Here is a 26251-nt window from a genome sequence, read left to right as displayed (position 1 = left end):
TTATCGATAGGGCTTGATCCGGATATCACGCACTGCGCCCAGGGAATACCCGTTCCGCCATGGGGAGATCACGTGGGTGGTCTCACCCGGCGACGCCCCGTTACGATCGGTAACACCGCGCGACGACGCGCGGCGGCGCGCGACGGCGACGGATGGATACAGCAAATCGTTCTGCCGTCTCGGTCCGTGCGCGCGCCGCGGCGCGCGCGGGTGCGAAGCGCGCGCCGGATCAGGTGCGCGGCCGCGGGATCCCGAGACGCTGTCGCCGCTCCCAGAGCGCCTTGCGGCTGATGCCGAGTCGACGGGCGATCTCGGTCTCGGTCAGCTCGTGCTGGTGCTCGAGGACGAAGCGGCGGAAGTAGTCCTCGAGCGAGTCGGACGGGGGCTCTCCGTCGCGCTGGGCCGCGCGCGCGGCGGGCGCCGGCGGCCGCGGCGGGGCGTCGAGCCCGAGGTGGCCGAGCTCGATCGCGCCGCGCTCGGCGAGGACGACGGCGCGGTGGACCGCGTTCTCCAGCTCGCGGACGTTGCCAGGCCACGGGGCCGCCGCGACGGCGGCGCGCGCCTCCGGCGACAGCGCGAGCGGCGCCCGGCCCGTCGTCCGCGCGAGCCGCGCGAGCAGCGACTCCGCGATGCGCACCGCGTCCCCCGGCCGCTCGCGCAGCGGCGGCAGGCGGATCTCGTGGAGCCGCAGCCGGATATACAGGTCGCTCCGGAACGACCCGCCGCGCGCCATCTCCGCGAGATCCCGGTGGGTCGCGGCGATGACGCGCACGTCGACGCGCCGGGCGCGGCTCGCGCCGACGCGCCGCACCTCGCCCGTCTGGAGGAAGCGAAGGAGCCGCGCCTGGACCTTCACCGGCAGATCGCCGATCTCGTCGAGGAGCAGCGTCCCGCCCTCCGCGGCCTCGCAGAGCCCCGCGCGCGCCGCGAGGGCGCCGGGGAAGGCGCCGCGCTCGACCCCGAAGAGCTCGCCCTCGATGAGCCCCTCGGGGATCGCCGCGCAGCGGACCGGGACGAACGGGAGGTGCCGCCGCGGGCTCAGCCGGTGCACGACGCGGGCGAGCGTCTCCTTGCCGGTGCCGCTCTCGCCGAGGAGGAGCAGCGTCGCCTCGCTCGGCGCGACCCGGCGCACCTGCGCGAACACCTCCCGCATCGCCGCCGAGCCGCCGACGAGCCCCTCGAGCTCGTCGTCGTCGCACGCCGGCGGCCCGGACGGCGCGGACGGCGCGGGCACCGACACGGGCGGCGCGGGCGGCGTGGCGCCCGGCGCGCTCTCCGCGGCCGCGCGCGGCCCGGGGCGCGCGACGGCGAGGTGGTGCGCGACGAGGGTGAGGAGCTCGTCGTGGTCGAACGGCTTCGAGAGGTAATCCGCGGCGCCGCGCTTCACGGCCTCGACCGCCGCCTTCACCGTGGCGTAGCTCGTCATGAGCACGACAGGCGCGCCGCCGCACCGGCCCACGAGCTCGGTGCCCGGCGCGCCGGGCAGGCGCACGTCGGCCAGCACCAGGTCGAACGCGCCGAGGTCGCCGTCCGCCTCGGCCTCCGCGATCGACCCCGCCTCGATCACCTCGTGCCCGTGGCGGGCGAGCAGCCGCCGGAGCTCCGTCCGGATCACGACCTCGTCCTCCACGAGCAGGATCCGGCTCATGCCTCCGCCTCCGGCCCGCGCCGCGCCCCGGCCGCGCCCGCGAGCGGAAGCCGGACGACGACGGTCGTCCCCTGCCCCACCGCGCTCCGCAGCGCGAGCGTCCCGCCGTGATCCTGGACGATCGAGCGCGAGAGCGGCAGGCCGAGCCCCGTGCCGCTCGGGTCGCGCTTCGTCGTCACGAACGGCTCGAGCACCTCGCCGAGCAGCTCCTCGGGGATGCCGCTGCCGTGGTCCTCGACCTCGACGACGATCTCGCCGGCCTCGATCCGCCCGCGCACCGCGACGGTCGCGCCGGGCTCGGAGGCGTCGCGGGCGTTCGCGAGCAGGTTGACGAACACCTGCACGAGCTCGCGCCGGTCGCCGATGACGACGAGCGACTCCGGGCAGGCCTGCTCCACGTGGACGCGCGGCGCCGCGCGGTCGAGCCGGATCAGCCGCTCGGCCTCGGCGACCACCTCGGCGAGCGCCACGCGCCCGACCCGCGCGCGCCGGATCTCGCCCGGCGACTGCACGGCGCCGGTGCGCGCGTGATCGAGCAGCGATCGCAGGATCGCCTCGATGCGCGCCGCCTCGCCGAGGATGAGGCCCGCCCGCGCGCGGATCTCGTCGCTGTCGGCCTCGGCCCGGAGGTTCTGCGCCAGGCAGGCGATGCCGGTGAGCGGGTTGCCGACCTCGTGGGCGACGCCCGCGGCGAGGCGGCCGAGCTGGGCGAGGCGATCGCGGTGGGCGAGCTGCGCCTCGAGGGCGCGCTGCTCGGTGCGATCCTCGACGAGCAGGACGACGCCCCCGGAGGCCGAGCGCCCGTCGAGCGGGTCGAGCGCGGCGCGGTGGACGCGCAGCGCGCGCGCCCGCCCGGCGACGCGCACCTCGACCTCGTCGGCGCCCGCGCCGGCCTCGCCCGCGGAGGCCGCGCGCGCGGCGCGGGCGAACAGCTCCGCGAACGGGGCCGGCAGCCTGTCGAGCGTCGCCCCGACGAGGTCGCGCTCCTCGGCGCCGACGAGCGCCTCGAGGCGGCGGTTCACGAGGCTTATCGCGCCGTCGGAGCCCACGGCGCACACGCCGAGCGGGAGCTGCGCGAGCAGCGAGCGGAGCCACCGCCGCAGGAGGTCGAGCTCCTTCGCCGCGCCGACGAGCCGCGTCTCCCCGCGCGCCAGGCGCCGCTCGAGCCACCGGAGCTGCTCTGTCAGCGCGCCGCTCGCCCCGCCGGCGGCGGGCGCGTCCGCCTCCGCGGCCGTCCTGGCGAGCACGGGGCCGACGAGCGGCGACAGGTTGCGGTGGAGGCGCTCCTGCAGCGCGTGGAGCTCGGTGGGCCGCGTCTCGTCGCGCGGGATGTCGAGCTCGATCCGGGCGCGCGTCACCTCGATGCCGGCGGCCTCGCGGCCGAGCAGCCGGGCGAGCCGCTCCTCCAGCGCGCTCACGCTGGCGGGCACCGTCGCGCGCTCCACCGACGGGCCGATCTCGCGCCGCCGGCACAGGCGCGCCGCCTCGCGCTCCTCCTCGCCCGGCGGCCGCAGGAGCGAGACGAGCCCGAGCGTCGCGCCGTTGACGGCGAGCGAGACGAACGTCGGCAGCGACCAGGTGTCGTTCAGCGTTGCGCGCGAGAGGCGCGCCGCGCCCATCTCACGCGCGTGGTCCGCGCCCGAGCGCAGGAGGTCGAGCCACGACGGCTCCATCCCGGTCATCTCGGGGAGGAGCGGCGCGAGGCACGCCGTCGTCCACGTCGCGATGCCGGCGAGGAGCCCGGCGATGAACCCCGCGCGCGTCGCGCGCTCCCAGAAGAGCACGGCGAAGAGCCCCGGAAGGAACTGCGCGAAGGCGACGAACGAGACGATGCCGCTCTCGACGAGCAGCCCGCGGTTCGTCTGCGCGCGGTGGAAGAGCCAGCCGCCGACGAGGATGGCGGTGAGCAGCCCGCGCCGCATCCACAGCACGCGCGCGTAGACGTTGCGGCGCAGCGTCCTCCTGGCGAGCGGCAGCAGCAGGTGCGTCGCGCTGTCGTTCGCGAGGGCGACGGCGGTGACCATGACCATGGCGCTCGCCGCGGAGATGCCGCCGATGAACGCGGCGAGCGCGAGCCAGCGCTGGTCGAGGAGCTGCGGCACGAGCAGCACGTAGCTGTCGGCGGGCTCGGCCGGGGCGAGGCGGGAGCCGGCCCAGAGCACGGGCAAGACGGGCAGGTTGAGCGCGAGGAGGAACAGCGGGAACGCCCAGGCCGCCGTGGCGAGCGCGCGGTCGCCGGCGCCGCTGGCGAAGGCCATGTGCCACTGGCGCGGCAGCAGGAAGGCCGCGGCGAAGCTGATGACGAGCATCGACGTCCACCCGGCGTCGTCGCGCACGGGGCGGGCGAGCGCCGCGACCTGCGCGGCGTTGTCGTCGAGCCAGCCCGCGAGGCCGCCCGCGCCGCCGAACACGCCGAGCACGGCGACGAGGCCGACGGCCGCGAGCACGGCGAGCTTCGCCGCCGACTCGAACGCGACCGCCGCGGCGAGGCCGTCCTCGCGCCCGCGCTCGGCCGGCGGGCGGGCGCCGAAGAACGCCGTGAAGAGCGCGAGCAGCGCGCAGAAGACGGCGCCGACGGCCTCCTCGTGCCCCGGCCCCGAGAGGACGCGGACCGACTGCTCCGTCGCGCGGAACTGCTGCGCCACGTACGGCACGCTGGCGACGAGGGAGAAGGCGGCGGCGATGGCCCCCGCGGCGGGGCTCTGGAAGCGGAACGCGAGGAGGTCGGCGAGCGACGAGAGGCGCTGCTCGCGCGTGATGCGGAGGACGCGCGACCAGAGCAGCGGCGTGGCGATGCACGCGAGCGTCGGGCCCAGGTAGACGGCGAGGAAGACGAGCCCGTGGCGCTGCGCGAAGCCGACGCCGCCGTAGTACGTCCACGACGAGGCGTAGACGCCGAGCGAGAGGGCGAGCACGAGCGGGTGGCGCGCGAGCGCGCGGGGAATGCGCTCGCGCTGGGCGGCGAGGGCGATCGCGGCGAGCACGGCCAGCCACGCGACGGTGGCGAAGAGGAGGACGCCCACGTTGATCACGGCGGCGGCTCTCGATCGTCGCGGACGGCGGCGGCGCGGACGGCGGCGGCGCGGGCGGCATCGGCGCGGGCGGCATCGGCGCGGCCGGCGTCGGCGCGGCCAGCGTCGGCGCGGCCCGCGTCGGCGCGGGCGTCATCGGCGCGGCCGTCGCGGTCGGCGCGCGTCGCGAGCGCGGCGAACGCGATCAGCGCGGCCCACACGGCGAAGACGGCCCCCACCGCGAGCGGGCCGCGGGCCCAGAGCAGGCGCGCCGGCGACAGGAGGAGCAGCGCGCCGAGCAACACGAGCACGAGCGCGCGATCCGCCGCGCCCACCTCCGCGTCGTGTCCTCCGCTCATGATGCAGAGGCTACCCAGGGCTGCCGCGGCTGAATACGCGCCGCAGCACGACGCAACGCATCATCACGGGGCGGTCGAAGCGGCGCGCGCCGTCAGGCCGAGGGGCGCGCCGTCAGGCCGATGTCTCCCCGGCCGATCAGGGCACGACGCGACGCGCCTCGTAGATGTCGGTCCCGCCGCTCCGCTCCGACGAGAAGAACAGGGTGGACCCGTCCGGCGACAGGTACGGATCGTTCTCGCGCGCCGCCGGATCGTTCACCTCGTCGAGCGGCTCCGGCTCGCCGAACGGCTCGTCCGTCGACGGCCGCCGGGCCCAGAACAGGTCGTCGCCCGACCGGAACAGGATCTGCCGGCCGTCGTCGAAGAGGAACGGGGCGAGCTGGTCGCCCTCGTCGTTCAGCTCGGCGATCGGGGCGAAGGCGCCCCATTCGTCCTCCGGGCTCGCGCGGGACGCGATCGCGAGATCCCAGCCCTGGGTATCGGGCCCGTTCAGGCCGACGACGACGCGGAGCTCGGGCAGGTCGACGTGCGCGTTCATCGCCTGCGTGCCGCGCTCGTGACCTGGGTTGAGCGCTTCGACGTAGGAGGGGTCGCCCCACGGGTCGCTCCGGCTCGGGCGCTCGGACATCCAGATGCCCGTCTTCTGCGCGCTGTTGCGGAAGAACCACATCCGGAGCCCGTCGTTCGAGATGGCGGGCGTGTCGTCGTTGTCCGCGCTGTTGAGCTTCTCCGCGAGCTCGACGGTCGGCGTCTCCCAGGGCGAATCGAGGTCCGCGCGCCGCGAGATCCAGATGTCCTGGCTCGCGCCGCGCTCGGACATGAAGTGGATCTCGAGCAGATCGCCCGTGAGCGTCGGGTCCTCGTCCCTCGCGGCGTCGTCGTTGAGCGCGGCCACCCGCTCCGGCGCCGTGAACCGCGGCCGCTCCGGCACGAACACGCCGATCACGACCTGCTGGTCCGCGCACGCCGCCCCGCCGAGCGCCAGCGCCACCCCCCACGACCCCGCGCGCCAGCGGGATCGCCGCGCCCGGAAGGTCCCGTCGAGCAGCGTGGCGGAGGGGACCTTCCGGGTAGATCTCTGTACCGACATGGCCAATCGAGAGCTTCAGGCGCGATGAGCGAGGGACGTTGGCCCGCTCGGCGCGCGCCGGATCTTACCTCCGCCGGTGCCGCGGTCCTATCCGCGTCCGACCGCGCCCACGGCGCGCGCGGCGCGGCGGACGCCGCGCGCGCCGCGGGTCACGCGCGGCGGGCGCCGCGCGCGCCGCGGGTCACGCGCTCTCGGCCACGAGGCCGGGGAGGAAGCTGCGCGCGTGCTCGATGACGCCCTCGTTGCCCGAGTCGACGCCCCACTTCGCCGCCATCGCGGGCCACGCCGCCCAGCGCTCGGCGGCGTGGGCCGCGAGGCCGGGCCACGTGGCGCCGCCGGCCGCCTCGAAGCGCGTGATGAGCGTGTCGAGCACCCCCTTGCCGAAGGCGCCGGCGAAGAGCGCGAAGTCGGTCGAGGGGTCGCCGATGTGGGCCTCGGTCCAGTCGAGGATCCCCGTGAGCCGGCCGCCCTCGTCGAGGAGCATGTGCCCGGGGTGGAGGTCGCCGTGCACGAGCGCCAGGTGGCGCGGCCAGATCGCGTCGTTCGCGAGCCAGCGCTGCCAGCGCGCCCACACGACGTCCGGCGGCGCCAGCACGGCGCGCGTCTCGTCCATGGCGCGCGCGTGGGCCTGGCGCGCGTCGTCGATCGACTTCACGGGGACGCCCGCCGCCTCGATCTCCGCCGCGCCGATGCGCTGGAGCGCCGCGAGCGCCGCGGCCATCGACGCGATGAACGCGTCGGAGGGCGCCGCCGGATCGAGGCGGTGCCAGCGCACGCCCGCCTCGGGATCGATGGATATCGCGGGCACGTCGACGAGCCGCGGATAGGCGATCACCTGATCCGTGTGCACGCGCCAGTCGGGCACGGCGACCGGCAGGTGCTTGCGCACGAGGGCGAGCACGCGCGCCTCCACGCGCGCCGACGCGACGACCGCGGGCCGGCGCGGCGTGCGCACGACCCACGGCACGCCGTCCTCGTCGTGGGCGTGCACGACGCGGAAGTCGAGGCCGGTCTGGTCGAAGTCGGCCTGGCTCGTGACGAGCCGGAGCCCCTCGCGGCGCGCGGCGTCGAGGAGCGCGCCGACGGACTCGATCGGCGCGAAGGCGGAAGAGCCGGTAGAAGAGACGGTGGAAGAAGCGGTGGACTGGGCATCTTGAGGTTCGGTCATGATCGCGGGCCTCTTCGCGCGCCCCTGGCAGGGCGGCGCGCGTGGTGGGGGGAAGACTCGCGGCGCGAGCTCACGACCGATCCGATGCGCGTGGCGTGCTCCATCCAGGCTCCCGGGCGTGAGTCGACGCGCCCCGGTCTTCCACGTTTCGAGCGAGCTCGGAGGAAGACAGGGCACGGACAGGCACCCGCGCGCTCTCCGCGTGCCCGCGGCGGCGCCGGGGCTACGGGAGGACGAGGATGCCGGACTCAGCGAAACCGGATGGCTTGCACGGCCGGAGCATCTCACGCGGCGCCCCGGGCCGCAACGGCGTTCAGCGCGCTCGGCCGACGCCGAGGTCGCTGGTGCCCCGGATCGCCCGTCATCTCCGTCATCTCAAGGCCAGCCGACGCAGCTCCGCAGCGCAAGGCCGAGCCCTACGCTCAGCGCGTTCGCGCAGAGCGCCCAGCGGAGCGCGCGGCGCAGGCCGAAGAGGCCGAGATAGCAGCCTTCGGCCACGACGGCGAACGACTCGGCCGCCGCGAACAGGGTCCAGTAGCCCTGGCGCGACAGGAGGCGCGGGAAGACGAACCAGACGAGCGGGTGCGTGAGCGCGCTCGCGCCGAACGCGGCGCAGAAGCGCGCCGCGCGCCGTGCCTCGAGGCGCTGTCGGCGCATCGCGGCCAGGTACACGGGCACCTCGACGACCTGCGTGAAGGCGAAGGCGACCGCCCAGCGCATCATGCGCACGACGGCGCGAGCGCCATGCGTCGAGGGCTCGGCGAGCCCCGCTGCTGCCCCGGGTCGCCGGCGCCGGCCATCCAGCGCCGCTCGATGAAGAGCCATGTGGCGGCCGCGAGCTCGAGGTGCCCGTGGAACACCGCGAATCGAAGGTAGCCGGCGCGCGCAGCCAGGAGGTCGACGCAGGCCCATGCGATCAACGCGAGCGAGGCGGCCGCCGTGAGCCAGAGGAACGGGCGCCCGAGATCGTCCGCGAGCGCTCTCCAGCTGCTCACGAACCCGCGCGGAGCGGGGCGGGGGCGATCGTCCTCCGGGACGAGCCTCAGCCAGACCGCATAGTGCACCGACTGCGCGAAGGCGTAGAGCAGCACGAGGCGGACGCCGAGGTCGCCCGGCGCGCGCGGCGCGAGGTCGCGGACGTGGGCGTGGATCGGCGCTCCGTGCCCGGGCAGCGCCGCGGCCGCGGCGCGCCAGAGCGGATCGAGGAGGCCTGTCGCGATCGCGACCGACGACCCGAGGAACAGCGCGAGGGGCACGAGGTGCCAGCGTGTCCGCCGCGGCCGCCAGGCGCACCATAGCCCGACGGCGATCGCATTGTGGGCGTGCGCGAACACCAGCTCGGACCAGCCGCGGAAGGCCACGGCGACGGCGACGAGCGGCGCCAGGCAGGCAATCGCGATGGCGCGGCGGCAGCGCGTGCCCCTCGCGACGAAGGCCGCCGCCACCGCCGCCAGGAGCCCGCACGCGAGGCGGCTCGTCACCGCGCCCGCGGCGAGCGGCGCGGCCACGGAGAGCGCCGCGAGCCCGCGCCGATGAAGGCCCGGGCGCGCGACGAGGTAACGGACGTCCGCGAGCACGTGAGGGACGCCGAGCACGATGGGACCGAGCGCCAGCAGCCATGTCGGCGCCAGCAGCGCGCCCGAGAGCGCCGTCACGACGGCGATGGTCCCCAGCACCGACACGCGGACGTCCCGGCGAGCGACCCAGGTGCCCACGTGGCGGCCCAGGAGGCGGAAGCAGGCGCGCCGCAGGCGGTCGAGCGGCGCGAGGAGGACGTCCATCATGACGGGCGCTCACGCTGCTTCACCCGAGGGCGTCGCGATGCCGCCGGCGGCGCGCGAGGGGCACACCCACGAGCCCGGCGATGGCCAGGAAGCTCATCACGTAAGCGGCCACCGGCGTCGCCACGGCGTCGGGACCACCTCCGCCGTTGGCGGGGGGAATGACGTCCGCGTACGCCAGGCTGGCAGCGCCGAGCCATCCGGAGATCACGGCCGCCGCCGCGATGAGACGATGTGCATACTTCATGGTGTTCAGTCCTCCAGCTTCGGGTCGTTGCTTGTCCGGAGCAGTCCGCCATCCGCCGCGGGGCGGGGAGGAATCCATCCTGGCCGCCGAGCTGCCCTGCAGCCTGCCTGCCCGATGTACGGTCTGCCTCTTGTCGGGTCAGCGAGAAAGCACTCCTCATGCCCCGCTGCGCCCCCGGCTTTCGCGTGATGGAAGCTCGCCGGCTCTGGCTCGCTCGAGCAAGACGTTGCGTCAGCAAGCAAAGCCGCGGTGCTCGTGCCGTCCGGGCTCGTCGTCACCCGTGAAGGCCCGGCACCGGAGAAGCCGCGCGCTCTCCGCCGGCGCGCCCGCTGGCTCGCTGCGGCGGGCGCTCATCATCCCTCATCATCCCGGAAGACCGGCGCCGTGGTCCTCTCCCGCGAGGTGGAGCAGGCGCGCGAGGACGACCTCGAGCCAGCCCAGCGTGCGCCCGGCCCGCCCGCTCCCGCGCGGCGGCGGCTCGGCCGGTTCCCCGGCCAGGAGCGCCTGCGCCCCGTTGGCGATGCCGCCGGGCCGCCGCCGCAGGTATCGCGCGCAGAGGTCGCGCACATCGAGGAACGGCGGCCGCCCGAGGCCCTCCTGCGCGAGCAGGTCCAGCGTGAACGAGCCCCAGGCGCTCAGCACGCTGCCGGGGCCGACGAACTCGCGGAACCGGGCCACGGCCGCGCCCGCTTCCTCGCCGTCGAGCAGGCGCCGCTCGGGCAGCTCGAGCTGGTGCGCGACGCTCGGGCCGAGCGGCCACCGCGGGCGGAGGAACGCCTCGAAGCGCTCGCCCGACGCGCGGCAGGCGACGAGGTGGACGAGCTCGGACCTGGGCCCTGCCGCGCCCGCGTCCGCCGGCCACCCGGAGTTGGCCCCGCCGTCGACGAGGACGACCTTCTCCGGCGCCGCGCGGTGCGGGCGCAGCGGATCGAGCGGCGAGGCCGCCTGCGTGCGCCGCCGCCGTCGCGGGCCGTCGCTCCTCGCCTGGTGCTCGATCTGCCGGTCGACCATGAACGCGAAGGCCCGGAGCATCGCGTCGAACCGCGCGGGCTCGCCCTCGAGCGCGCCGAGCGCGCTGGCCACCGCCTCGACGGTGGCGAGGCACTCGGGCCGCGGCTCCCTGCGGATGCGGTAGTTGCCCGGCGCCCGGGGTGTGATGCCGATGCGGCGCACCGAGGCGAGGCGCGGGTTCAGGGCGAGCATCTTCCTCGCCTGCCACCACGTGCCGTCGACGACGAGGAGCGACCGAACGGGCGGCCCGGCCGCCGGATCGGCGTCGCCGCCGGGGAAGAGCACGGCCGTGGTCGGATCGGCGGCGAGGGCCCTGATCCGCGCGTCGTCCTCGAAGACCACCCCCTCGTGCAGCTCGGAGTTGGGCAGCGCCAGGTGGGTCATGCGCGCCGTGCCGATGCCCACCCGCCGCTCGCGCGGGTGCTGGAGGAGCACGACCCGCGTCCTCGTCGGCAAGGACGGCAGGAGCGCGCAGTAGCAGACCGGGCGGGGGCGCCAGCAGCGAAAGCAGACGTCGCGCATGGCGGGCACCGTAGGCCGCGCAGACCGCGAGATCCACGCACCGCGTGGTCGCGGCAGCTCGGCTCGCCAGGGGCTGTGCAGGCGCGCACAGTACAGCATCAGAAGAATTATTCGACGAAGATGGCTACCTGACGCCTCCGGGTTGAATTTCAATTCTCCCGGAGCCTCTCGACAGCCTCCGGGTTGAATTTCAATTCTCCCGGAGCCTCTCGACAGCCTCCGGGTTGAATTTCAATTCTCCCGGAGCCTCTCGACAGCCTCCGGGTTGAATTTCAATTCTCCCGGAGCCTCTCGACAGCCTCCGGGTTGAATTTCAATTCTCCCGGGAGGCTCTCGACAGCCTCCGGGTTGAATTTCAATTCTCCCGGGAGGCTCTCGTCAGGTCGTGGGGCACGTCGGCCGAAGGTGGGGTCTTTTTGAACCGCCAAGGCGCCAAGGACGCCAAGAAAACACAAAGATCTTGGCGTCTTATGGCGCCTTGGCGGTTCCATCATTCCGGGATCCTGCGACCGCGGCTCAGAATTTTCCCCCCAGGGCGACGCGGACCGTCGCCAGCTTGCCCTGATCCAGGCCGAACCCGAGGGGCTCGTCCAGCGCCACGAGCAGCCCGGCCCGGAAGTACAGGCCCGACGTGGGCGGCTCCACCCCGACGAAGGGCTCGGCCGCGAGCTGCAGCATGTCGGTCTGCGTGAGCGGGAACGCGGCCTGGAGCCGCGCGCCGACCCCGAACCCGCCCACGCTGCGCAGCTCCGCCTCGCTGGCGTGCTCGACGAAGATCTCCGTCTCTCCGTCGCCGGTGGGGATGGCGAACATCGCCACGAGATCGCTCCGCACATAGAACGCCTCGATCGGGCGCAGCTCGATGCCGCCGCGGGCCCGCAGCGGGACGTGCTCCAGGAGCGTCCGCTGCGCGTCGAAGTACCCGCGCACGGCCCGCGCCGCGGCTGCGGCCGCCTCCGTGTCATCCGATGGATCCTGCGTGATCGGGATGGAGGCCGAGATCCCGCCGACGAGCATCATCATGGGGAAGATGCTCGCGACGTAGTGGAGCCCTATCGAGGGGTTGCCGAAGAAGAACCCCTCGAGCTCCGGCGCGACGGTCGCCGCGTCGGCCTCCGCCGGGCCGGGCGGGCGCGCCTGGCTGCTCCCATACGCAAAAGGCAGCTCGGCGTCCAGGTGGAGCCCCGCGAAGAGCGGGATCTGGGCGACCACCGCGAAGGACGCCGCGAAGGAGCGCTCCTCCTCCACGCCGCCGCTCGTCCCGTCGCCGCTCGTCCCGCCGCCGCTCGCCGCGTCCCGGCGGGGGAGGTTCGCCTCGATGGTGCGGGCGAGCACGTCCGCCTCCACGCCGAGACGGAAGCCGTGGGACTTCGCCCAGCTCTCTTCCGTGACGGTCTGCTCGGCGAGCACCGGCGCGGTGGCCGTGAGCAGGAGAGAAAGGGCGGCGAGGGACAAGGCAAGCTGGCGCATGCGGACATCTTAGCGAGCTCTCCGGACCGGGGCCCTCCGGCGGCAGCAGATGAGCTCTCTATCGCTTGCGCCTCTGCGCCTCATCCCGTTGCTATCGCGACCCCGAGCTCCTCAAGCGCGGGCTCGACGCCGCGGCCCCTGGTCGACCGCGGAGCGGCCGCGGCGTCGAGGTGGATGCCGGCGAGCTCGGCGCGCCCGCGCAGGTCGAGAGCGATGTCCGGCGCTGATGGGCGCTACCCTCAGGCGACGCGTCGCGACGCGCCTGGGGCTCGCGCCATCGCGAGGCACGGTCAAGCCCGAGATCCCTTATGCGGATGGGCGTACCGCGGCCTGCTCGCACAGTTCCGTCCATCATGGACGACGCGTAGCTTCCACTTCGCCATCGCCTCATCGACGAAGTAGCAGTCCGTGGGGTAGCCGTCCGTGTTAAGGTGGCTTGCTGACGCCGAGTGCTGGAGAAGTGAGAATGTCGTTCGCCAAGACCCCGGAGCAGGATCACACGCAGGAGGTCGCTAAAGCTACCGTCGACGGGTCCGACGACGCTGCGATCGCAGGGATTGCTGGCGAGCTCGAGAAGGTCGTCACGGCTGGCAAGGTGGCTATCGACGCCGCGTCCATGGTCCGGGCGCCGGGCGAAGGGAGGGGCGCAGCGGTCGGCGAGATGGTCGCAGGCGCGGTCGCCGGGCCCATGGCGCAGGCGATCGGCGATAAGGTCGACGGGCTCGCGGGGGACAAGCTCCCGGGCGTCGGCCGCGGGATCACGGAGAGGATTACGGGTGCCGCGAGTGGGATTGCAGGCGGGGAGCTGCCCGGCGGCCCCCGTGCGACGGAGATGCCGGTGGCCGAGAGCAAGCGCATCGCCTCCTCGATCGAACGAAGGGCGGCGGGAGCGATTCCGTCGAAGGCCTTGGGCCTCGGTGATCCAGCAGGGTTCACCGGTCCAGCCCGCGCTGGCATTCGCGAGCTCGGGGGCGGCCGCGGGGCATCGGCCGGCACGGAGATCAGCTTCGCTTGGGAAGGCGCATCTGGGCCGGAGGGACCCTGGAGCCACCTGCGCGTCGTGTCCGTTCGCGGCACGGAGGCGCTCTCGAGCCTTTACCACTACGAGATCACCGCCCTTATCCGCGAGCCCGCGCCTGAGATCGACCCGGATGGGCTCATTCAAGCCCGCGCGACGTTGCGGTTCACCACGACGACCGAGCCCATGTGGCGCGTGGTGCATGGCCTCGTCGTCGAGGCCGAGGAGCTCGGCCCTGTGCCGGGGGGCATGTGCTACCGCATCGTCCTCGCGCCCCCGCTCCTACGCGCGATGCACCGCACGAGGTGCCGCATCTTTCTCGGGAAAACGACGCGGCAGATTGTTGATGCGGTATTGCAGGGGGATCCGGAGCTCTCGCTTTCAGCCGGAGCGACGGTCCAGCCTGATGGCGGGGATGACACGCAGTTTTCGGCCGCAAAGGAGCTTTATACGTGGCGTATCACGGATGTTTCGCGCATCGATGACATTGCCACGCGTGAGTATTGCGTCCAGTACAACGAGAGCGACTTCGCCTTCATCTGCCGTCTCCTCGAGGAGGAGGGGATCTCATGGCATCATGAGAACGGGGACGGGACCTGTCTGCTCGTACTCTCGGACAAGGACTCCGGCCGCGCGCGGCTCGATCCGTTCGACCCGCTGGGCCCTGGCGTCTCGGGCCGTGCGGTGCAGTCGATGAAGCTCGGCGCGCGTATGCGTCCGCGCAAGGTCTCGCTGCTCGATTACAACTGGAAGCAGCCCACGCTCAACATGGCGATCGCCGAGCCGGCGCGTGCCGGAGGCGCGGACCTCGTGTATCACCAGTATCCAGGGCGCTACACGGAGGCGCCTGCGATGGGGAAACCGCTCGCGACGGCGACGTTCGAGCGGCTCGCGGTGGAGGCCAGCTACGCGGTCGGCGAGAGCACATGCCGCGCGCTCGCGGCGGGGAGCATTTTCGCGCTCGAACATCCGCAACCGCGTTACGAGGGGGAATACCTCGTCACGAAGATCGAGGTTCGCGCCGAGCAGGCGGGCGTCTTGCCGCCGGGTGCGGCGGTGGCGATGCCGCTGCCGGACGTGCCGTATGCAGTGACGTTCGAGTGCGCGCGGCGCGGGAAAAATGGAACGGTCGCGGAATCGAGCTTCCGCCCGGCACGCGTGACACCCAGGCCCAGGATCCATGGCTCCCAGACGGCGTTCGTGACGGCAGAGCCGAACATGGAGGGGACCGAGATCCACGTCGGCGGGCCAAAGGGGGCCGAGATCGGCTGCGTGCGTGTCAAGTTCCACTGGGATCAGGACACGGAGCGGCACGCGAAGGAGCCGACGTCGTGCTGGGTGCGCGTGAGCCAGGTGTTCGCTGGGGTCGGGGAGGGAGCCGTGTTCCACCCGCGCGTGGGGGTGGAGGTGATCGTCGATTTCGAGGAGGGCGATCCGGACCGGCCGATCATCGTGGGGCGGGTGTACAATGGCAGGAACCGGCCCCCAAGCGGGGCGAAGACGGTGAGCACCTTCAAGACCATGTCGAGCCCGGCGACGGGGGCGTTCAACGAGCTCACCTTCGATGATACGGCGGGCAAAGAGCAGATCAGGATGCATACGCCGTACAACTGGAGCTCTCACGCGGGCAACGACCGGAGCGAGACAATCGACCAGAACAGCAACTCCAGGGTAGGGACGGACCGCACAGAGAGCACCGGTTCGAATCGGCGCTTCACGGTCGGCAAGAACAACTCCGAGACCGTCGTCGGAAACGAGTCGGTCACCGTGGGAGTGAACCAGACGGTGACGATTGGTGAGAAACAGAAGGTGACGGTGGGGGGGCCACAAGAAGAGGCGGTGCGCAAGGGGCGGAAGACAGAAATCAAGATCACGGACGAGCTCAAGGTAATCGGGAAACAGGACGTAGAGGTGACGGGCCCTCAGTCGACGAAGGTCGGCGAGACGCAGGACGTGGAGGTGACGGGCGTGCAGACCACGAAGTTCCTCGCATCTGCGTCGCTCACCGTGGCCAACAAGTACGAGGTGAGCGCGAACACCAGCACGCTCACGTTCGAGTCCGGCAAGGTGGACCTCGCGGCGGCGAACGAGATCTCGCTGCACAACGCGGCGGGCGACGTGAAGATCACGTCGGGCGCGGGCAAGGTCGTGATCGAGGCGGCCAGCGAGATCACGCTGACGTGCGGGACCGCGAGCGTTCGACTCAAGAACGACGGCACGGTGAGCATCTCGGGCTCGTCATCGGTGGGGCTCGGCTCGGGGAGCGCCGCGGTGAAGCTCGAGCCCGCGGGGGTGACCTCGTCGGGGCCCAAGGTGACCACCAGCGCGGTCGGCATCTGCCAGATCTCCGGCGCGCTCGTGAAGATCAACTGAGCGGGAGCGCGCGGACACGGCGATGCAGCGGCTATTCGATCCCGTCAACGAGAGCCTGAAGAAGTTCGTCGAGCAGCGCGACGACCTGGCCCTCGTGGTCCGCGTGACCCACATCGAGAGCGCGTACGTGCTCAAGATGATCGAGTCGCTCGATGAAGCCGTGCTCCCCGACATCTTCTGGACCTTCGTGCAGAACTTCGAGGCGCCCGCCGCCTATGTCGACGCGGTGCTGGAGGCCTTCCGCGCCAAGTTCGACGGCACCCGCGCGCTCATGAAGAACGAGGGCATGCGGCCCTGGCCCGACCCGCCGGCGGCGCTGTTCGACCGCGCGCGGGCGCCGGTCGCGCGCATGCGTGAGCTGATGGTGTTCGCGCGATCGCTGCTGCCGACGCTGGAGGGCATGAACCTGGTGTGGGTGCTCTTCCCGCTCGAGGTGAAGGCCCCGCTCGAGTGGGCGCGCTTCGTGGCCGAGCTCCTCCGCCACGAGGTGCCTTTCGCGTGGTGTCACCACATGCGCCTCTTGCTCCGCGACGCGAGCGAGGCGCCCGCGCTCAGCCAGCATCTGCGCGGCGCGAAGCGCGTGCAGTGGCTCGCTCCGGACCTGTCCCCCCGCGCGATGGAGAAGGCCATCGAAGAGGACGCGGCCGACGAGTCGATGCCGCTGCCGCAGCGGCTTCAGGCGCTCCTGCAGCTCGGGATGCTGGACTTCTCGCACCGGCGCTACCCCGCGGCGATGGAGAAGTTCACGCTGCTGATGAGGTACTCCGCCGCGACGCGCGACCACACCATGCTCTCGCTGGTGCTCAACCAGATCGGCGAGATCTACGACCGCACCGGGGAGGCGCAGAAGGCACGGCATTACTTCGAGAGCGCGATCACGCCCGCGGCGGAGGGCAACGTGTACCCGGTGCTCTTGAACGTGACGCTCAACCTCGGGAACTGGCACCTCGCGCAGAAGAGCTGGGCCGACGCGGAGTCGTATTATCGCAGCGGCGCGGACCTGGCGCGCGCGATGCGCAATCCGTACCTCGTCGTGCGGTGCCTGGAGAACCTCGGGGTCTGCCGGCACGCCCAGCGGGATCTCGGCGGCGCCTGGGAGCAATGGCACGCGGCGGCGACGCTCGCGCGCGGCGTCGAGGAGCACACGCTGCTCAAAGAGGTCCTCGACCGGCTGCGCGCCATGTTCCGCGAGGCGAACATGCGCAAGGAGTACACCCAGGTGGAGCAGGAGCTCGCGAAGATCGAGGCGCTGCTCCCGAAGGTGACCTGAGGAGGCCCGGCGTGGGACTGATGGACTCCATCTCTAGCGCGGTGAACGAACAGCTGGCGACGCAGCAGCTCGCGCTCTCGCACGTCGTCGAGGCGGACCTCGAGCTGGTGGCCAATCCGGGGCGGACGCCGCACCAGCCCGGCCAGCCGGCGCCGCCGCACAACCCTGCGCGCGTCGTGCAGCAGGTGGTGGGCGGCGCGATGACGCTCTTCAACATGCCGCTGGACCTGGTGAACACAGGGTTCGCGGTCGCCACGAACTTCATCGCCGACAGGGTGCCCCCGATGCCGGCGGCGACACTCGGGATGCTCTACATCGGGTTCCCGCACGGCCACCTCCACCCGCCGAGCTTCACGCCGCCGGTGACGCCCGTGCCCGTGCCGCTCCCGAGCCTCGGGCCTATCACGCTCGGGACGTGCATTCAGGTGCTCATCGGCGGGCTCCCGGCCGCGCGCGCGGGGGACCTGGGCTTCGCGGTGACGTGCTGCGGGATCAACCCGATGTTCGAGGTGTTCCTCGGGTCGTCGAAGGTGTTCATCGGCGGGATGCGCGCCGCGCGTGTGGCGGATATTTGCAAAGCGTGTCTGCCGAGCATGGCGGGGCCCGTGCGCGGCATGGCCATGGCGATGCGCGCGGCCGGGATGGTGGCCGGGGCGGCGGGCGCCGTGGCGGACGCGGTCGATGCTGCGGGCAGCGCCGAGAGCGATCCGGCGCTGGCGGAGGCGCAGGCGCTCTCGGCATCGATGCAAGCCGCGGCGCTGGCGGCCGACGCGCTCACGCTCGCGCTCACGTACACGATGGGCGTCGACATGGCGGTGCCGCCCTCGTTTGGGGCCGTGGCGCTAGGGAACCCGACGGTGCTCATTGGGGGATTTCCGATGATCAATATTCCGAACCCGCTCGAGAAGCTGCTCGAGAAGATCAAGGGCAGGGGCAGGCGCAACCGCGCGGAGAACCCGGAAGAGGGGCATGTCGATCCGCACACGTGTGCGATCGGGGGGAGGTAGCGACCGCCGTGGTGTGCAAGGGGACGTCGCAGGGCTACGGGCCGAATCCGTTCGTAGGCGACCCAGTCAACGTCGTGTCCGGGGCAAACGAGGATGTCGCGGAGGACTTCTACCTGGCGGGGCCGGTGCCGCTGATCTGGACGCGATACTACTCGAGCTCGCGTGCGGGTATCGCTGGCGAGCTAGGGTACGGGCATCGGCACGGGCTCGACCGGGTGCTGCGCTACGATCTCGATGGGATGCTCTACCGCGACGAAGGCGGGAGAACCACGGTGTTCCCGTTCTTGACGGAAGACGGTGCGCAGGTCGCTAAGCAGGGACTCGTGCTTACGCGGATCAATGCGGGGCGGTATCGGCTCAATTCTCGGACCGGGCCCGAGATGGTCTTTGCGTTCAGCGCGTACGAGCAACCGGGCTGGCTGGCGTCGCTCCGTGACGGAGAGGGCACTTTGCGCCTCGAACGCGATGAGGCCGCTCGCATCCGCTGCGTGATCGACGCACTGGGGAGGCGGATTCGTGTTGCCCGGGACGCAGCGGGGCGCATCGGGGAGGTGTCCGTCGAGCAGCCGCCTAGGCTGCTGGTTCGCTATCACTACGACGCGTCCGGGGACCTCGTCGCGAGCGAGGACGGCGACGGGACGTTCTTGCGCTACCAGTACGACGTCGCGCACCGAATGGTGAAGAAGACCGACCGGATCGGCTTCTCGTTCCTGTTCACGTATGACCGCAAGGGGCGCTGCGAGCGGGCCGCGGGCGAGGATGGCGTCGTCGCGGTGGCGCTGCGGTATTTCGACGGGGGCACCAGCGTCACGCAGCCCGGCGGCGGCGAGTGGACGTACCTGTTCGACGCGAACGGGAGCATCACCCAGATCATTGACCCATACGGCGGCACACGGGTATTCGAGTTCGACGACACCGGGAAGCTCGTCACGGAGACTGACCCGGTCGGCGACAAGCTTACGTACGTCTACGACGAGAACGGCGGCATCTCCGGCCGTATCGACGAGGCCGGCCGAGCCGTCCCCGAGGGGCCCATCCGGCCCACGGAGCTGCGCTGGACGCGCTACCCGGCGAACGCGCGCGAATGGGACCTGGGCCAATGGTTGCAAGGCGGATACCTGCTTCCGATTCAGCGGGAGCTGCTGGGCGCGGTGCCCGCTCCGGTCATGGAGGTGCTGGAGGTCCGAGAGCCCAAGGAGCACTCGCCCTGGCACGACTGGGATAAGGGGCTGCACCACTCCGCGTCCGGCGTGCACGACCTGCGTGACGCGCGCGGCTCGCTGCGCGCGCGCCGGTGGCCGGACGGGTCCGTGGAGCATTGGGATCGGGACGCGCAAGGCAACGTCACGCGGTATGTCGACCGCGATGGAGCTACAACCACGTACCGCTACGCGTCATGGTCGCACCGCGTCGCGGTCGTAGATGCGCTCGGCTCGGAGACGCGTACCGAGTGGACCGCGGCCGAGCGGATCAGCGCGTTCACCGACGCGCTCGGGACGCGCTCGGAGTTCCGGTACGACCTCAAGCACCGGCTGACGGAGGTGCGCCGGCACGGTGCCCTTCGTGAGCGGTACGAGTACGACCTCGCCGACCGCCTCAGCGCGAAATACGACACGAACGGGCGGCAGTCGCTCAAGCTGAGCTACGGGCGCGGCGGGGTGCTGCGCGAGCGGGCGTTGGGGTCCGGGGAGGTCCAGTCGTTCGAGTATGACGGCCGGCGGCGTGTCACCAAGGCCGTGTGTCCGGCCGGAGAGGTCGCGCTCGAGTACGGGCTGCGGGGGGAAGTCGTCGGCGACGAGCGCGGCGAGCGCGGCGTGAGGGTCCGGTACAACGGCGTGGTGCGGGAGGTCGTCGCGCTCGGCCGCTTCGCGACGCTGTATGCGGACGGGAACTTCCAGCGCCGCGCGCTGAAACTGCCCAACGGAGAACGAATCGCGTTGCGCTGTATAGCGCCGGGAGTGGTCGTCCGCGAGCTGTGCGGTGACGCGCGGGAGTTCGCGCAGTACGACCCATCCGGGCGCTGCCTCGCCCGCGCGCTCACGCGAGGGCCGGGCGGCCAGGCGTGGTTCCGACGATTCGTGCACTCGAAACAGGGTGACCTGGTCGCAGTGCTCGACAGCGCCACGGGACCGCTGTGGTTCGATCACGATGCTGGGCACCGGATCCTCGAAGCTCGCGCGGCCCGCGGAGCTGCGTTCGCGTTCCGGTACGACCGGGCCGGGAACCTGCTGCAAAAGCCGGGGCTGCACGGCGTGCGAGTACGCGAGGGCAACCGCCTCGACGCCGCGAACGGGGAGGCGTACGTCTACGACGAGCGCAACCACGTGCAGCTTCGGCGGGGCGCCGCGGGCGAGGTGCGTTATCGTTACGACGCGCTCGACCGCCTGGTGGAGGTACGTTGCCCAAAGGGCCTATGGACCGCCGAGTACGATGCGCTTGGCCGCCGAACTGCGAAGTCGTGGTGGGGCGGCCGCCGCGAGTACCACTGGTTGCGCCACCAGCTGATCGCGGAGACTTCCGAGTCCGGCGCCGTCAGGATCTACGTGTACGCCGACGAATTCAGCATCACTCCGCTATCGTTCGTGGACTACGAGCGCGGGGACACGCTGCTGGCGTCTGGGAAGGCCTACCACGTTATTTGCGATCACCGCTCGACACCCGTCGCCGTGCTCGACGCGAACGGGCGCGAAGTCTGGCGCGCCTGGTTCGAGCCGTACGGCGCTGGGCACGTTACCCGCGAGGGCGAGCTCTACCAGCCGCTGCGTTTTCCGGGCCACTACGAGGACGCGGAGCTCGGACTGCACTACAACGGCGAGCGTTACTACGATCCGTCGCTCGGGCGATATCTGCAGTCAGATCCGATCGGATTGGGGGGCGGCGACAACGTTTATGCCTACACACGCAACCCCCTGCGCGAGGTCGACGTAACCGGGCTGTGCGGAGGCAAAGGGAAACACGACGAACCTGAGAATTGCGAGCAAACCCAGCACCGCACGGACGAGGGCGACGAGGCTCCGCGCACGAAGTCCGAATCGACCGAGCGCTCCGCGTTCCCGAACCTGGAGCGCGGCGTCGGACGGACCAACGAGCATGCCGAGCGGGTCGCGCGCACCCTGGATCTGATGTCGACGCAGGAAGGCCGGCGGCAGCTCGCACGGGAAATCGTCGAAGCCCAGGGATTTTCTGCCGAGACAGCGCGGCAGGTGGAAGCGGCTCGCGCGGCCGCCGCGTCCGAGTACGATGCGGAGCCGGGCGGTAACCCGGAGGAGCGGGCGTTCTACATCGACATGAAGGGGCGGGAGGTAGAGGCAACGCGCCAGAAGCAGTTCAAGAGCGAGGTCGAGGACACGCGCAGGCAGTTGGACAGCACGCCCATCGATTCCGACCGATCGGCCACGGTGATCGAGCACTCCGACAACAGCGTGAGTGTGGGGCTTTCGGGAGCGGACACGAAGCAGATCCAACACGCCGACGGCACGGTCGAGACGGTGCCGACGAACGCGCCCCGCGTCGAGGACGGGAGGAACCTGGCCGACGTCATGAACCAGCGCTACCCCGGCGAGAACTACCACGCCACGCAGGACAATGCGGTGAACATTCCGGGTGTCGAGCAGAGGGGCAAGGGGAACCTTCCCAACGCGTGCTCGGAGGCACACGCGACGCAGAGCGCCGGCGAGTACAACGCCGAGAACGATACGGCCGCCACGGGGTACCAAACGTTCTGGGCTGGTGACGACCCGCCGGCGCGCCATGTGCGGGGCGACCCGCCGGAGCGCACCAGCTCCGAAGGGCCGACCACGATGAACCCGTGCGATACCTGCGCGGGCGCGGGCGTCAACGGTGACCAATATGGCACAGTGATCGGGAGGCAGGAAAATGGTGGTGGAACCGACTGACGACATCGCCGAGTTTATCGCGTACTACAGCGTGCTCTTCAGCGGGCACCCGCAGGCGGGAGCACGCGAGGGCGCGACCGAGGACGAGATCGAGGCGTTCGCGCGCGCGGCGGGGCGCCCACTGCCACCGCTGTACCTCGGCTACCTACGGGAGTTCGGCCACCACGACGGGCTGGTGGAGCTCGGCGACGACGCGTCGTGCGACGTGCGCGCCGTCCTACGCTACCTGCAAAAGCGCGCGAAAAATGGGCTTCCCTCCGCCCCGCCCGATTGCGTGCTGATCTCGATCCGCGGCGTTTCGATGTCGCGGGCGTTGCACTTCGCCTCGCCGGACGGCCCCCCCTGCGTCGTCATCAACGACACCGACACGATCATCATGAATATCGCTTCGACGTTCAAACACCACCTCTACCGCCAGGCGTGGGTCCACCGGTGGTTTCAGGGGCTGGCCTCCGTGGTCATGTCGCGTGCGGACTACCGGCTCGTCGCGGACGCCCGGCCGCTCGCCGAGTCGCTGGGCTTCTCGACGCAATGGTTCAGCGACGCGTTCCACTACTACTGCGGTGAGCGGGGCGCAGCGCGCGTGTATTGCTTTCGGGGTATGGACCGTGTCACGCTGAGCTTGCTGTCGCCGGATCCGGGCGAATTGTTGGACCTCAAGACCCACTTCAAAGAGAAGCTGCAATTGACTGGATAGGGGCGTCAGGGACGCGTCGGTCGTCCGGAAGTGCCCCCAACCGGGTGTGCGCATGTCCTCGTTGCCTCTCCCCACCCCCTACGACACCTTCCCCTACGTCTCGCTCCCCTACCGCGCATCGCACCCCGATCGGCTCTCCCTGCTCGCCTACCTCTTCCGCCTCTCGCCCGCGCCGGCCACCTGCTGCCGCGTGCTGGAGCTCGCGTGCTCCGCTGGAGGCAACCTGCTCCCCATGGCGGCGGCCCTCCCGCGCTCCACCTTCGTCGGCGTCGACCTCGCGGCCACGGCGATCGCCAGCGCGCGCGAGTGCGCCGCGGCGCTCTCGCTCACCAACATCGAGTTCCACCATGCGGATCTCGCGGCGCTGCCCGACACGCTCGGTACCTTCGATTACATCATCGCGCACGGCGTGTACTCCTGGGTTCCGCCCGAGACCCAGCGCGCGCTGCTCGACCTCTTCGCCCGCGCGCTCGCCCCGCACGGCGTCGCGTTCGTGAGTCACAACGCGTACCCCGGCTGGTCCACCCGCCAGACGGTGCGCGCGATGATGCTCTACCAGTCCGCGCGCTTCGAGGGCCTCGAGAAGCAGCTGGAGCAGTCGCGCGCGCTCGTCGAGTTCGTCGTCGAGCACGCGCACGCGACGCAGCAGGGGTACCGCCAGCAACTCGCCGGCGAGCTCGCGATCCTGCGCGACAAGCCCGCGTGGTACCTCCGGCACGACCACCTCGGCGAGCACAACAGCGCGGTGTACCTCCACGAGCTCGTGGGTGCGCTCCGCGATCGCGGGCTCGAGTTCCTCGCCGACGCCGACTTCGCCACGATGTTCCCCAACGAGTTCGCGCCCGAGGTGGAAGCCACGCTGCACCGCATCTGCGCCGACGTCACCGCGATGGAGCAGCACCTGGACTTCCTTCGCAACCGTGTCTTCCGTCAGACCCTCGTGTGCCGCGCCGAGGCGCCCGTGGTGCGCGATCTCCGCGGCGAACAGGCCCTTTCCCTCTTCGTCGCCTCGCGCGCGCTCCCGGCCGCCACGCCCGCGGAGATCACCGAGGGCGTGCCCGTGACGTTCCGCCTCCCCGCGGGAGGCCCCACGCTCGGCATCGAGCGCGCTGCGACGAAGACCGCGCTGATCCAGCTGCATTCCGCGTGGCCGCGCGCGCTGCCCTTTACCGACCTCGACCCGCAGGGCGAGCCCGCGCGGCTCGGCACCGACCTGCTGCGCTGCTACGCGAAGGGTCTCGTGGACCTGTCGCTCCGCGCGTCGGACTTCACAACCACGCCGGGCTCCTACCCGCGCAGCCCGCCCCTGGTCCGCTGGCAGGCTACGCGCGGCACCCGCGTCACCAACCTCCGCCATGAGAGCATCGAGCTCGCGGCGCTGCCGCTCCGTACGCTCGCGCTGCTCGACGGCACGAGCGATCGCGACGCCCTCCGGCGCGCGCTGGGCGCGAGCACCGAGGAGATCGCCGAGGCGCTGAGCGTCCTCGCGCGCGAGGCGCTGTTGGTGGATTGAGCACCTACGCTCGCTGCGCCTCCCGCAAAGCGTCCGAAGCCATGTCCCCGAGCTTCGAGTCCTTGGCCACCTTCGTCGTCCACAGTCGAATGATCGGCATCAATGCAGGCCGCTGGATCTTGAGCGCGTCGAGCGCCTCGTCCGTGCGCCCTCGCTCGAGCGCCACGACGATCCGCGCATACTCCTCCACGGTGAGCGCTCCCCGGAACCGCTCCACCCGTGCCACATAAGCCGCGTCGTACGTCGCCTGCAGCGCGTGCGCTCCACGCGCAGCCTGCTCTTCGATCGACGTCCTCCAGCGCCGCTCGTTCTCGCTCCACCCGTACTCACGCAGGCCATGAGTCTCCAGCACCTTTGCCCGGTCTTGTTTGCCCTCCGCGATCTCCGCCGCGATCGAGGCGACCTGCTCGATGGATAGCTCGATCGGCGGAGCCTCCAGCGGGGAAGCCTCTCTGTCATCCACCGCACCCGCCGCGGGCTTCTCAGCCGCCGCGGAGGGGAGCTCGCCAGCGGTCGCTTCAGGAGGAGCAGGTCTTGCCGGCACCGGCAGCGGTCCCATCATGGGCGGCGGAGGTACATGGATAGGCCGCCAGAGATCGACCTCGGCCTCGAGCGCACCTCGGCCCTGGTGGGAGAGCGCTGGTCCGAGCTCGAGCGCCGACAGAGAAGGCAGAGACGCTGCAGGCGCGGACGGCGCAAGAAGCATCTCCTGCGACGAGGGCTGGAACGGCAGGATGTCTCTGCTCAGCCTGTCGTCCAGCAGTACGGTCCCCGTGCCATCGTCCACGGCAGGATTCTCGTACCATTCCCTGGTTTGTGACGCGGCCGAGAGAGGTGATGCTCCGGCGATGAACGGCAGCGCCGGTTTCGTCTCTCCAGTGAGCTTAGCGGCAGGGGCGAGCACCGTCCCTGAGCCGTCCTGCTCCAGGTTGTCTTGGTCCTCAAGTGCATGAGTAGAATTGCTCTCGGTAGCTAATCCCTCCCCTCCCTCGGTGAGGATCACGATACCTGGCTCGGCTGGATGCGACAGCAGCACCACACCGCGGAAGACCAGCGTGGCGATCCCTCTGTCGCCGTCGATGCTCAACGTATCACAACGGAGCCGCACCTCCTGCGCATCTTGGTTCTCTCGCCGCACCGTCGCTCGAGGGACGATCCGCGAGAGGCGCGTCTCAAGCCGCGGGTAGACCGACGATAGGTGCTCCAGCACGATGGTCTCGGCGCCCGTGAGCTCGGGCAGTTGCTGATCCGCTGGCGCTGCATTGAAGAATGCACCGTCCATGTCATCAGGCAGCGGCCGAGTGTTCCACGTCTGTGGATCCCACGTCTTCGCGTATCGCCCTAGCAGCGCCGTACGCGAGGGCGAGGTCGGCGCGACGGGCCCGAAGCCCGCCGTGGAGCTCTCATGCCGCAGACTCGATCCCTTGTCCGCACGGACCTCGATCGACTTGTCGAGCTTGCCGACGATGAGCCGCGCGACGAATGATGGAGTTGGGGGGCCGCTCGGTGTGTATGCACGGCCATGAAAGAGGACGTCCGCACGCCGCTTGAAGGGGCACATATCGCTCGCGGCGATCAGGCTGCCGCGCCCATCGTTGGCATAGGCGTCGACCATCAATGGATCCTCCTGCTCTGCGGCCAGGCGCGACTCCCCTGGCCGCAGAGCAAAGGTCGCCTTGCAGAGGATGGTCAGTGCATGAGCTCCCGCCCGAGGCTGCCACACGAGGCAAGCGGCTTTCAGTCGGCAGCGCGACGCGATTTCCATGCGGGGCAACATACCACGAAGCACTCAGCGATCCACGCGCAGGCGCTCCGATCGAGGTCCCCTTCGCTGGCCAACTTCGCGCGCCTCTTCGCCGCGCGTTGCCGCGTCCTGCTCGATCCGGTTCGCACACCGCTTGCGGCCGCTTCCGTCTAAAGCATAGCTTGCGGCCACGTGGAGTTCCTGCCGAGGCGCTTTCGGATCGCCTGTGCGGAGTACTCCGCTCGACGCGCCACCTCGCCGACCAGGGGAGGACGCTGGACTTGCAGCGTCCGCCTCGATACCTGCGGGACGGTAACCTGCTGCGGAGCGCCTGATGCAAATCTCGCACGGCCTCGCGACCGCTCCGCCCGGCCGCGAACCGGCCTGGTCCAACGAAACCATTGTTCCTTGCGCGGAACGCTCTTC

General features: G+C 71.3%; 17 protein-coding genes. 6 read left to right on the top strand and 11 right to left on the bottom strand.

What is annotated here, in order from left to right:
• Nucleotides 1-229: 229 nt before the first annotated feature.
• From WMF24_RS13960 to WMF24_RS13915, 10 genes are all read right to left on the bottom strand, one after another.
• The gene (locus tag WMF24_RS13960; protein WP_437736886.1) at nt 230-1648 is read right to left on the bottom strand and encodes a sigma-54-dependent transcriptional regulator; all 1419 of its coding nucleotides are present in this window, start codon (nt 1646-1648) and stop codon (nt 230-232) included.
• Nucleotides 1645-4680 (bottom strand): ATP-binding protein, encoded by a 3036-nt coding sequence (locus WMF24_RS13955; RefSeq protein WP_437736885.1) that lies wholly within the window; start codon nt 4678-4680, stop codon nt 1645-1647. The genes WMF24_RS13960 and WMF24_RS13955 overlap by 4 nt, the downstream gene beginning before the upstream one ends.
• The gene (locus WMF24_RS13950) at nt 4677-5018 is read right to left on the bottom strand and encodes a hypothetical protein (RefSeq protein WP_437736884.1); all 342 of its coding nucleotides are present in this window, start codon (nt 5016-5018) and stop codon (nt 4677-4679) included. The genes WMF24_RS13955 and WMF24_RS13950 overlap by 4 nt, the downstream gene beginning before the upstream one ends.
• A 136-nt stretch (nt 5019-5154) precedes the next feature.
• Nucleotides 5155-6108, bottom strand: a complete 954-nt coding sequence (locus WMF24_RS13945) for a TolB family protein (protein ID WP_437736883.1) — start codon at nt 6106-6108, stop codon at nt 5155-5157.
• A gap of 181 nt (nt 6109-6289) precedes the next feature.
• Nucleotides 6290-7276, bottom strand: coding sequence for a macrolide 2'-phosphotransferase (locus WMF24_RS13940; RefSeq protein WP_437736882.1), 987 nt, complete (start codon nt 7274-7276; stop codon nt 6290-6292).
• 375 nt (nt 7277-7651) lie between these two features.
• Nucleotides 7652-8005, bottom strand: a complete 354-nt coding sequence (locus tag WMF24_RS13935; protein ID WP_437736881.1) for a hypothetical protein — start codon at nt 8003-8005, stop codon at nt 7652-7654.
• Entirely contained in the window at nt 7996-9060 is a 1065-nt protein-coding gene (locus WMF24_RS13930) for a hypothetical protein (protein WP_437736880.1), read from the bottom strand. The genes WMF24_RS13935 and WMF24_RS13930 overlap by 10 nt, the downstream gene beginning before the upstream one ends.
• Nucleotides 9061-9079: 19 nt before the next feature.
• A complete protein-coding gene (locus tag WMF24_RS13925; protein WP_437736879.1) occupies nt 9080-9304 on the bottom strand; it encodes a hypothetical protein in 225 nt (74 codons plus the stop codon).
• Between the two features lie 363 nt (nt 9305-9667).
• Nucleotides 9668-10837: a DTW domain-containing protein gene (locus WMF24_RS13920; protein ID WP_437736878.1), complete on the bottom strand. Its 1170-nt coding sequence runs from the start codon at nt 10835-10837 to the stop codon at nt 9668-9670.
• Between the two features lie 516 nt (nt 10838-11353).
• Complete coding sequence (locus WMF24_RS13915; protein ID WP_437736877.1) at nt 11354-12307, bottom strand: hypothetical protein; 954 nt, start codon at nt 12305-12307, stop codon at nt 11354-11356.
• Nucleotides 12308-12773: 466 nt separating this feature from the next.
• On the opposite strand from WMF24_RS13915, the gene WMF24_RS13910 reads away from it, so the two are divergent.
• Genes WMF24_RS13910 through WMF24_RS13885 form a run of 6 tightly spaced genes read left to right on the top strand, consistent with a single transcriptional unit; the run spans nt 12774 to nt 24081 of the window.
• Complete coding sequence (locus WMF24_RS13910) at nt 12774-15698, top strand: type VI secretion system Vgr family protein (protein ID WP_437736876.1); 2925 nt, start codon at nt 12774-12776, stop codon at nt 15696-15698.
• Between the two features lie 22 nt (nt 15699-15720).
• On the top strand, nt 15721-16968 hold the full coding sequence (locus WMF24_RS13905; RefSeq protein WP_437736875.1) for a hypothetical protein: 1248 nt from the start codon (nt 15721-15723) through the stop codon (nt 16966-16968).
• A gap of 20 nt (nt 16969-16988) precedes the next feature.
• Nucleotides 16989-17975: a PAAR domain-containing protein gene (locus WMF24_RS13900; protein ID WP_437738802.1), complete on the top strand. Its 987-nt coding sequence runs from the start codon at nt 16989-16991 to the stop codon at nt 17973-17975.
• An 8-nt stretch (nt 17976-17983) separates the two neighbouring features.
• Nucleotides 17984-21871, top strand: coding sequence for an RHS repeat-associated core domain-containing protein (locus WMF24_RS13895; protein WP_437736874.1), 3888 nt, complete (start codon nt 17984-17986; stop codon nt 21869-21871).
• Complete coding sequence (locus tag WMF24_RS13890; protein ID WP_437736873.1) at nt 21858-22568, top strand: hypothetical protein; 711 nt, start codon at nt 21858-21860, stop codon at nt 22566-22568. Before WMF24_RS13895 ends, WMF24_RS13890 begins: the two co-directional genes overlap by 14 nt.
• A 52-nt stretch (nt 22569-22620) precedes the next feature.
• Nucleotides 22621-24081, top strand: a complete 1461-nt coding sequence (locus WMF24_RS13885) for a methyltransferase regulatory domain-containing protein (protein ID WP_437736872.1) — start codon at nt 22621-22623, stop codon at nt 24079-24081.
• Nucleotides 24082-24085: 4 nt separating this feature from the next.
• On the opposite strand, the gene WMF24_RS13880 is transcribed toward WMF24_RS13885, so the two are convergent.
• A complete protein-coding gene (locus tag WMF24_RS13880; RefSeq protein WP_437736871.1) occupies nt 24086-25846 on the bottom strand; it encodes a DUF2169 family type VI secretion system accessory protein in 1761 nt (586 codons plus the stop codon).
• Nucleotides 25847-26251 lie beyond the last annotated feature (405 nt).

This window comes from Sorangium sp. So ce1335 (genome assembly GCF_051521615.1).
GTDB lineage: Bacteria > Myxococcota_A > Polyangia > Polyangiales > Polyangiaceae > Sorangium.
Note: the sequence above shows the minus strand (reverse complement) of the source record. Positions and strands in the feature narration are given on the sequence as shown.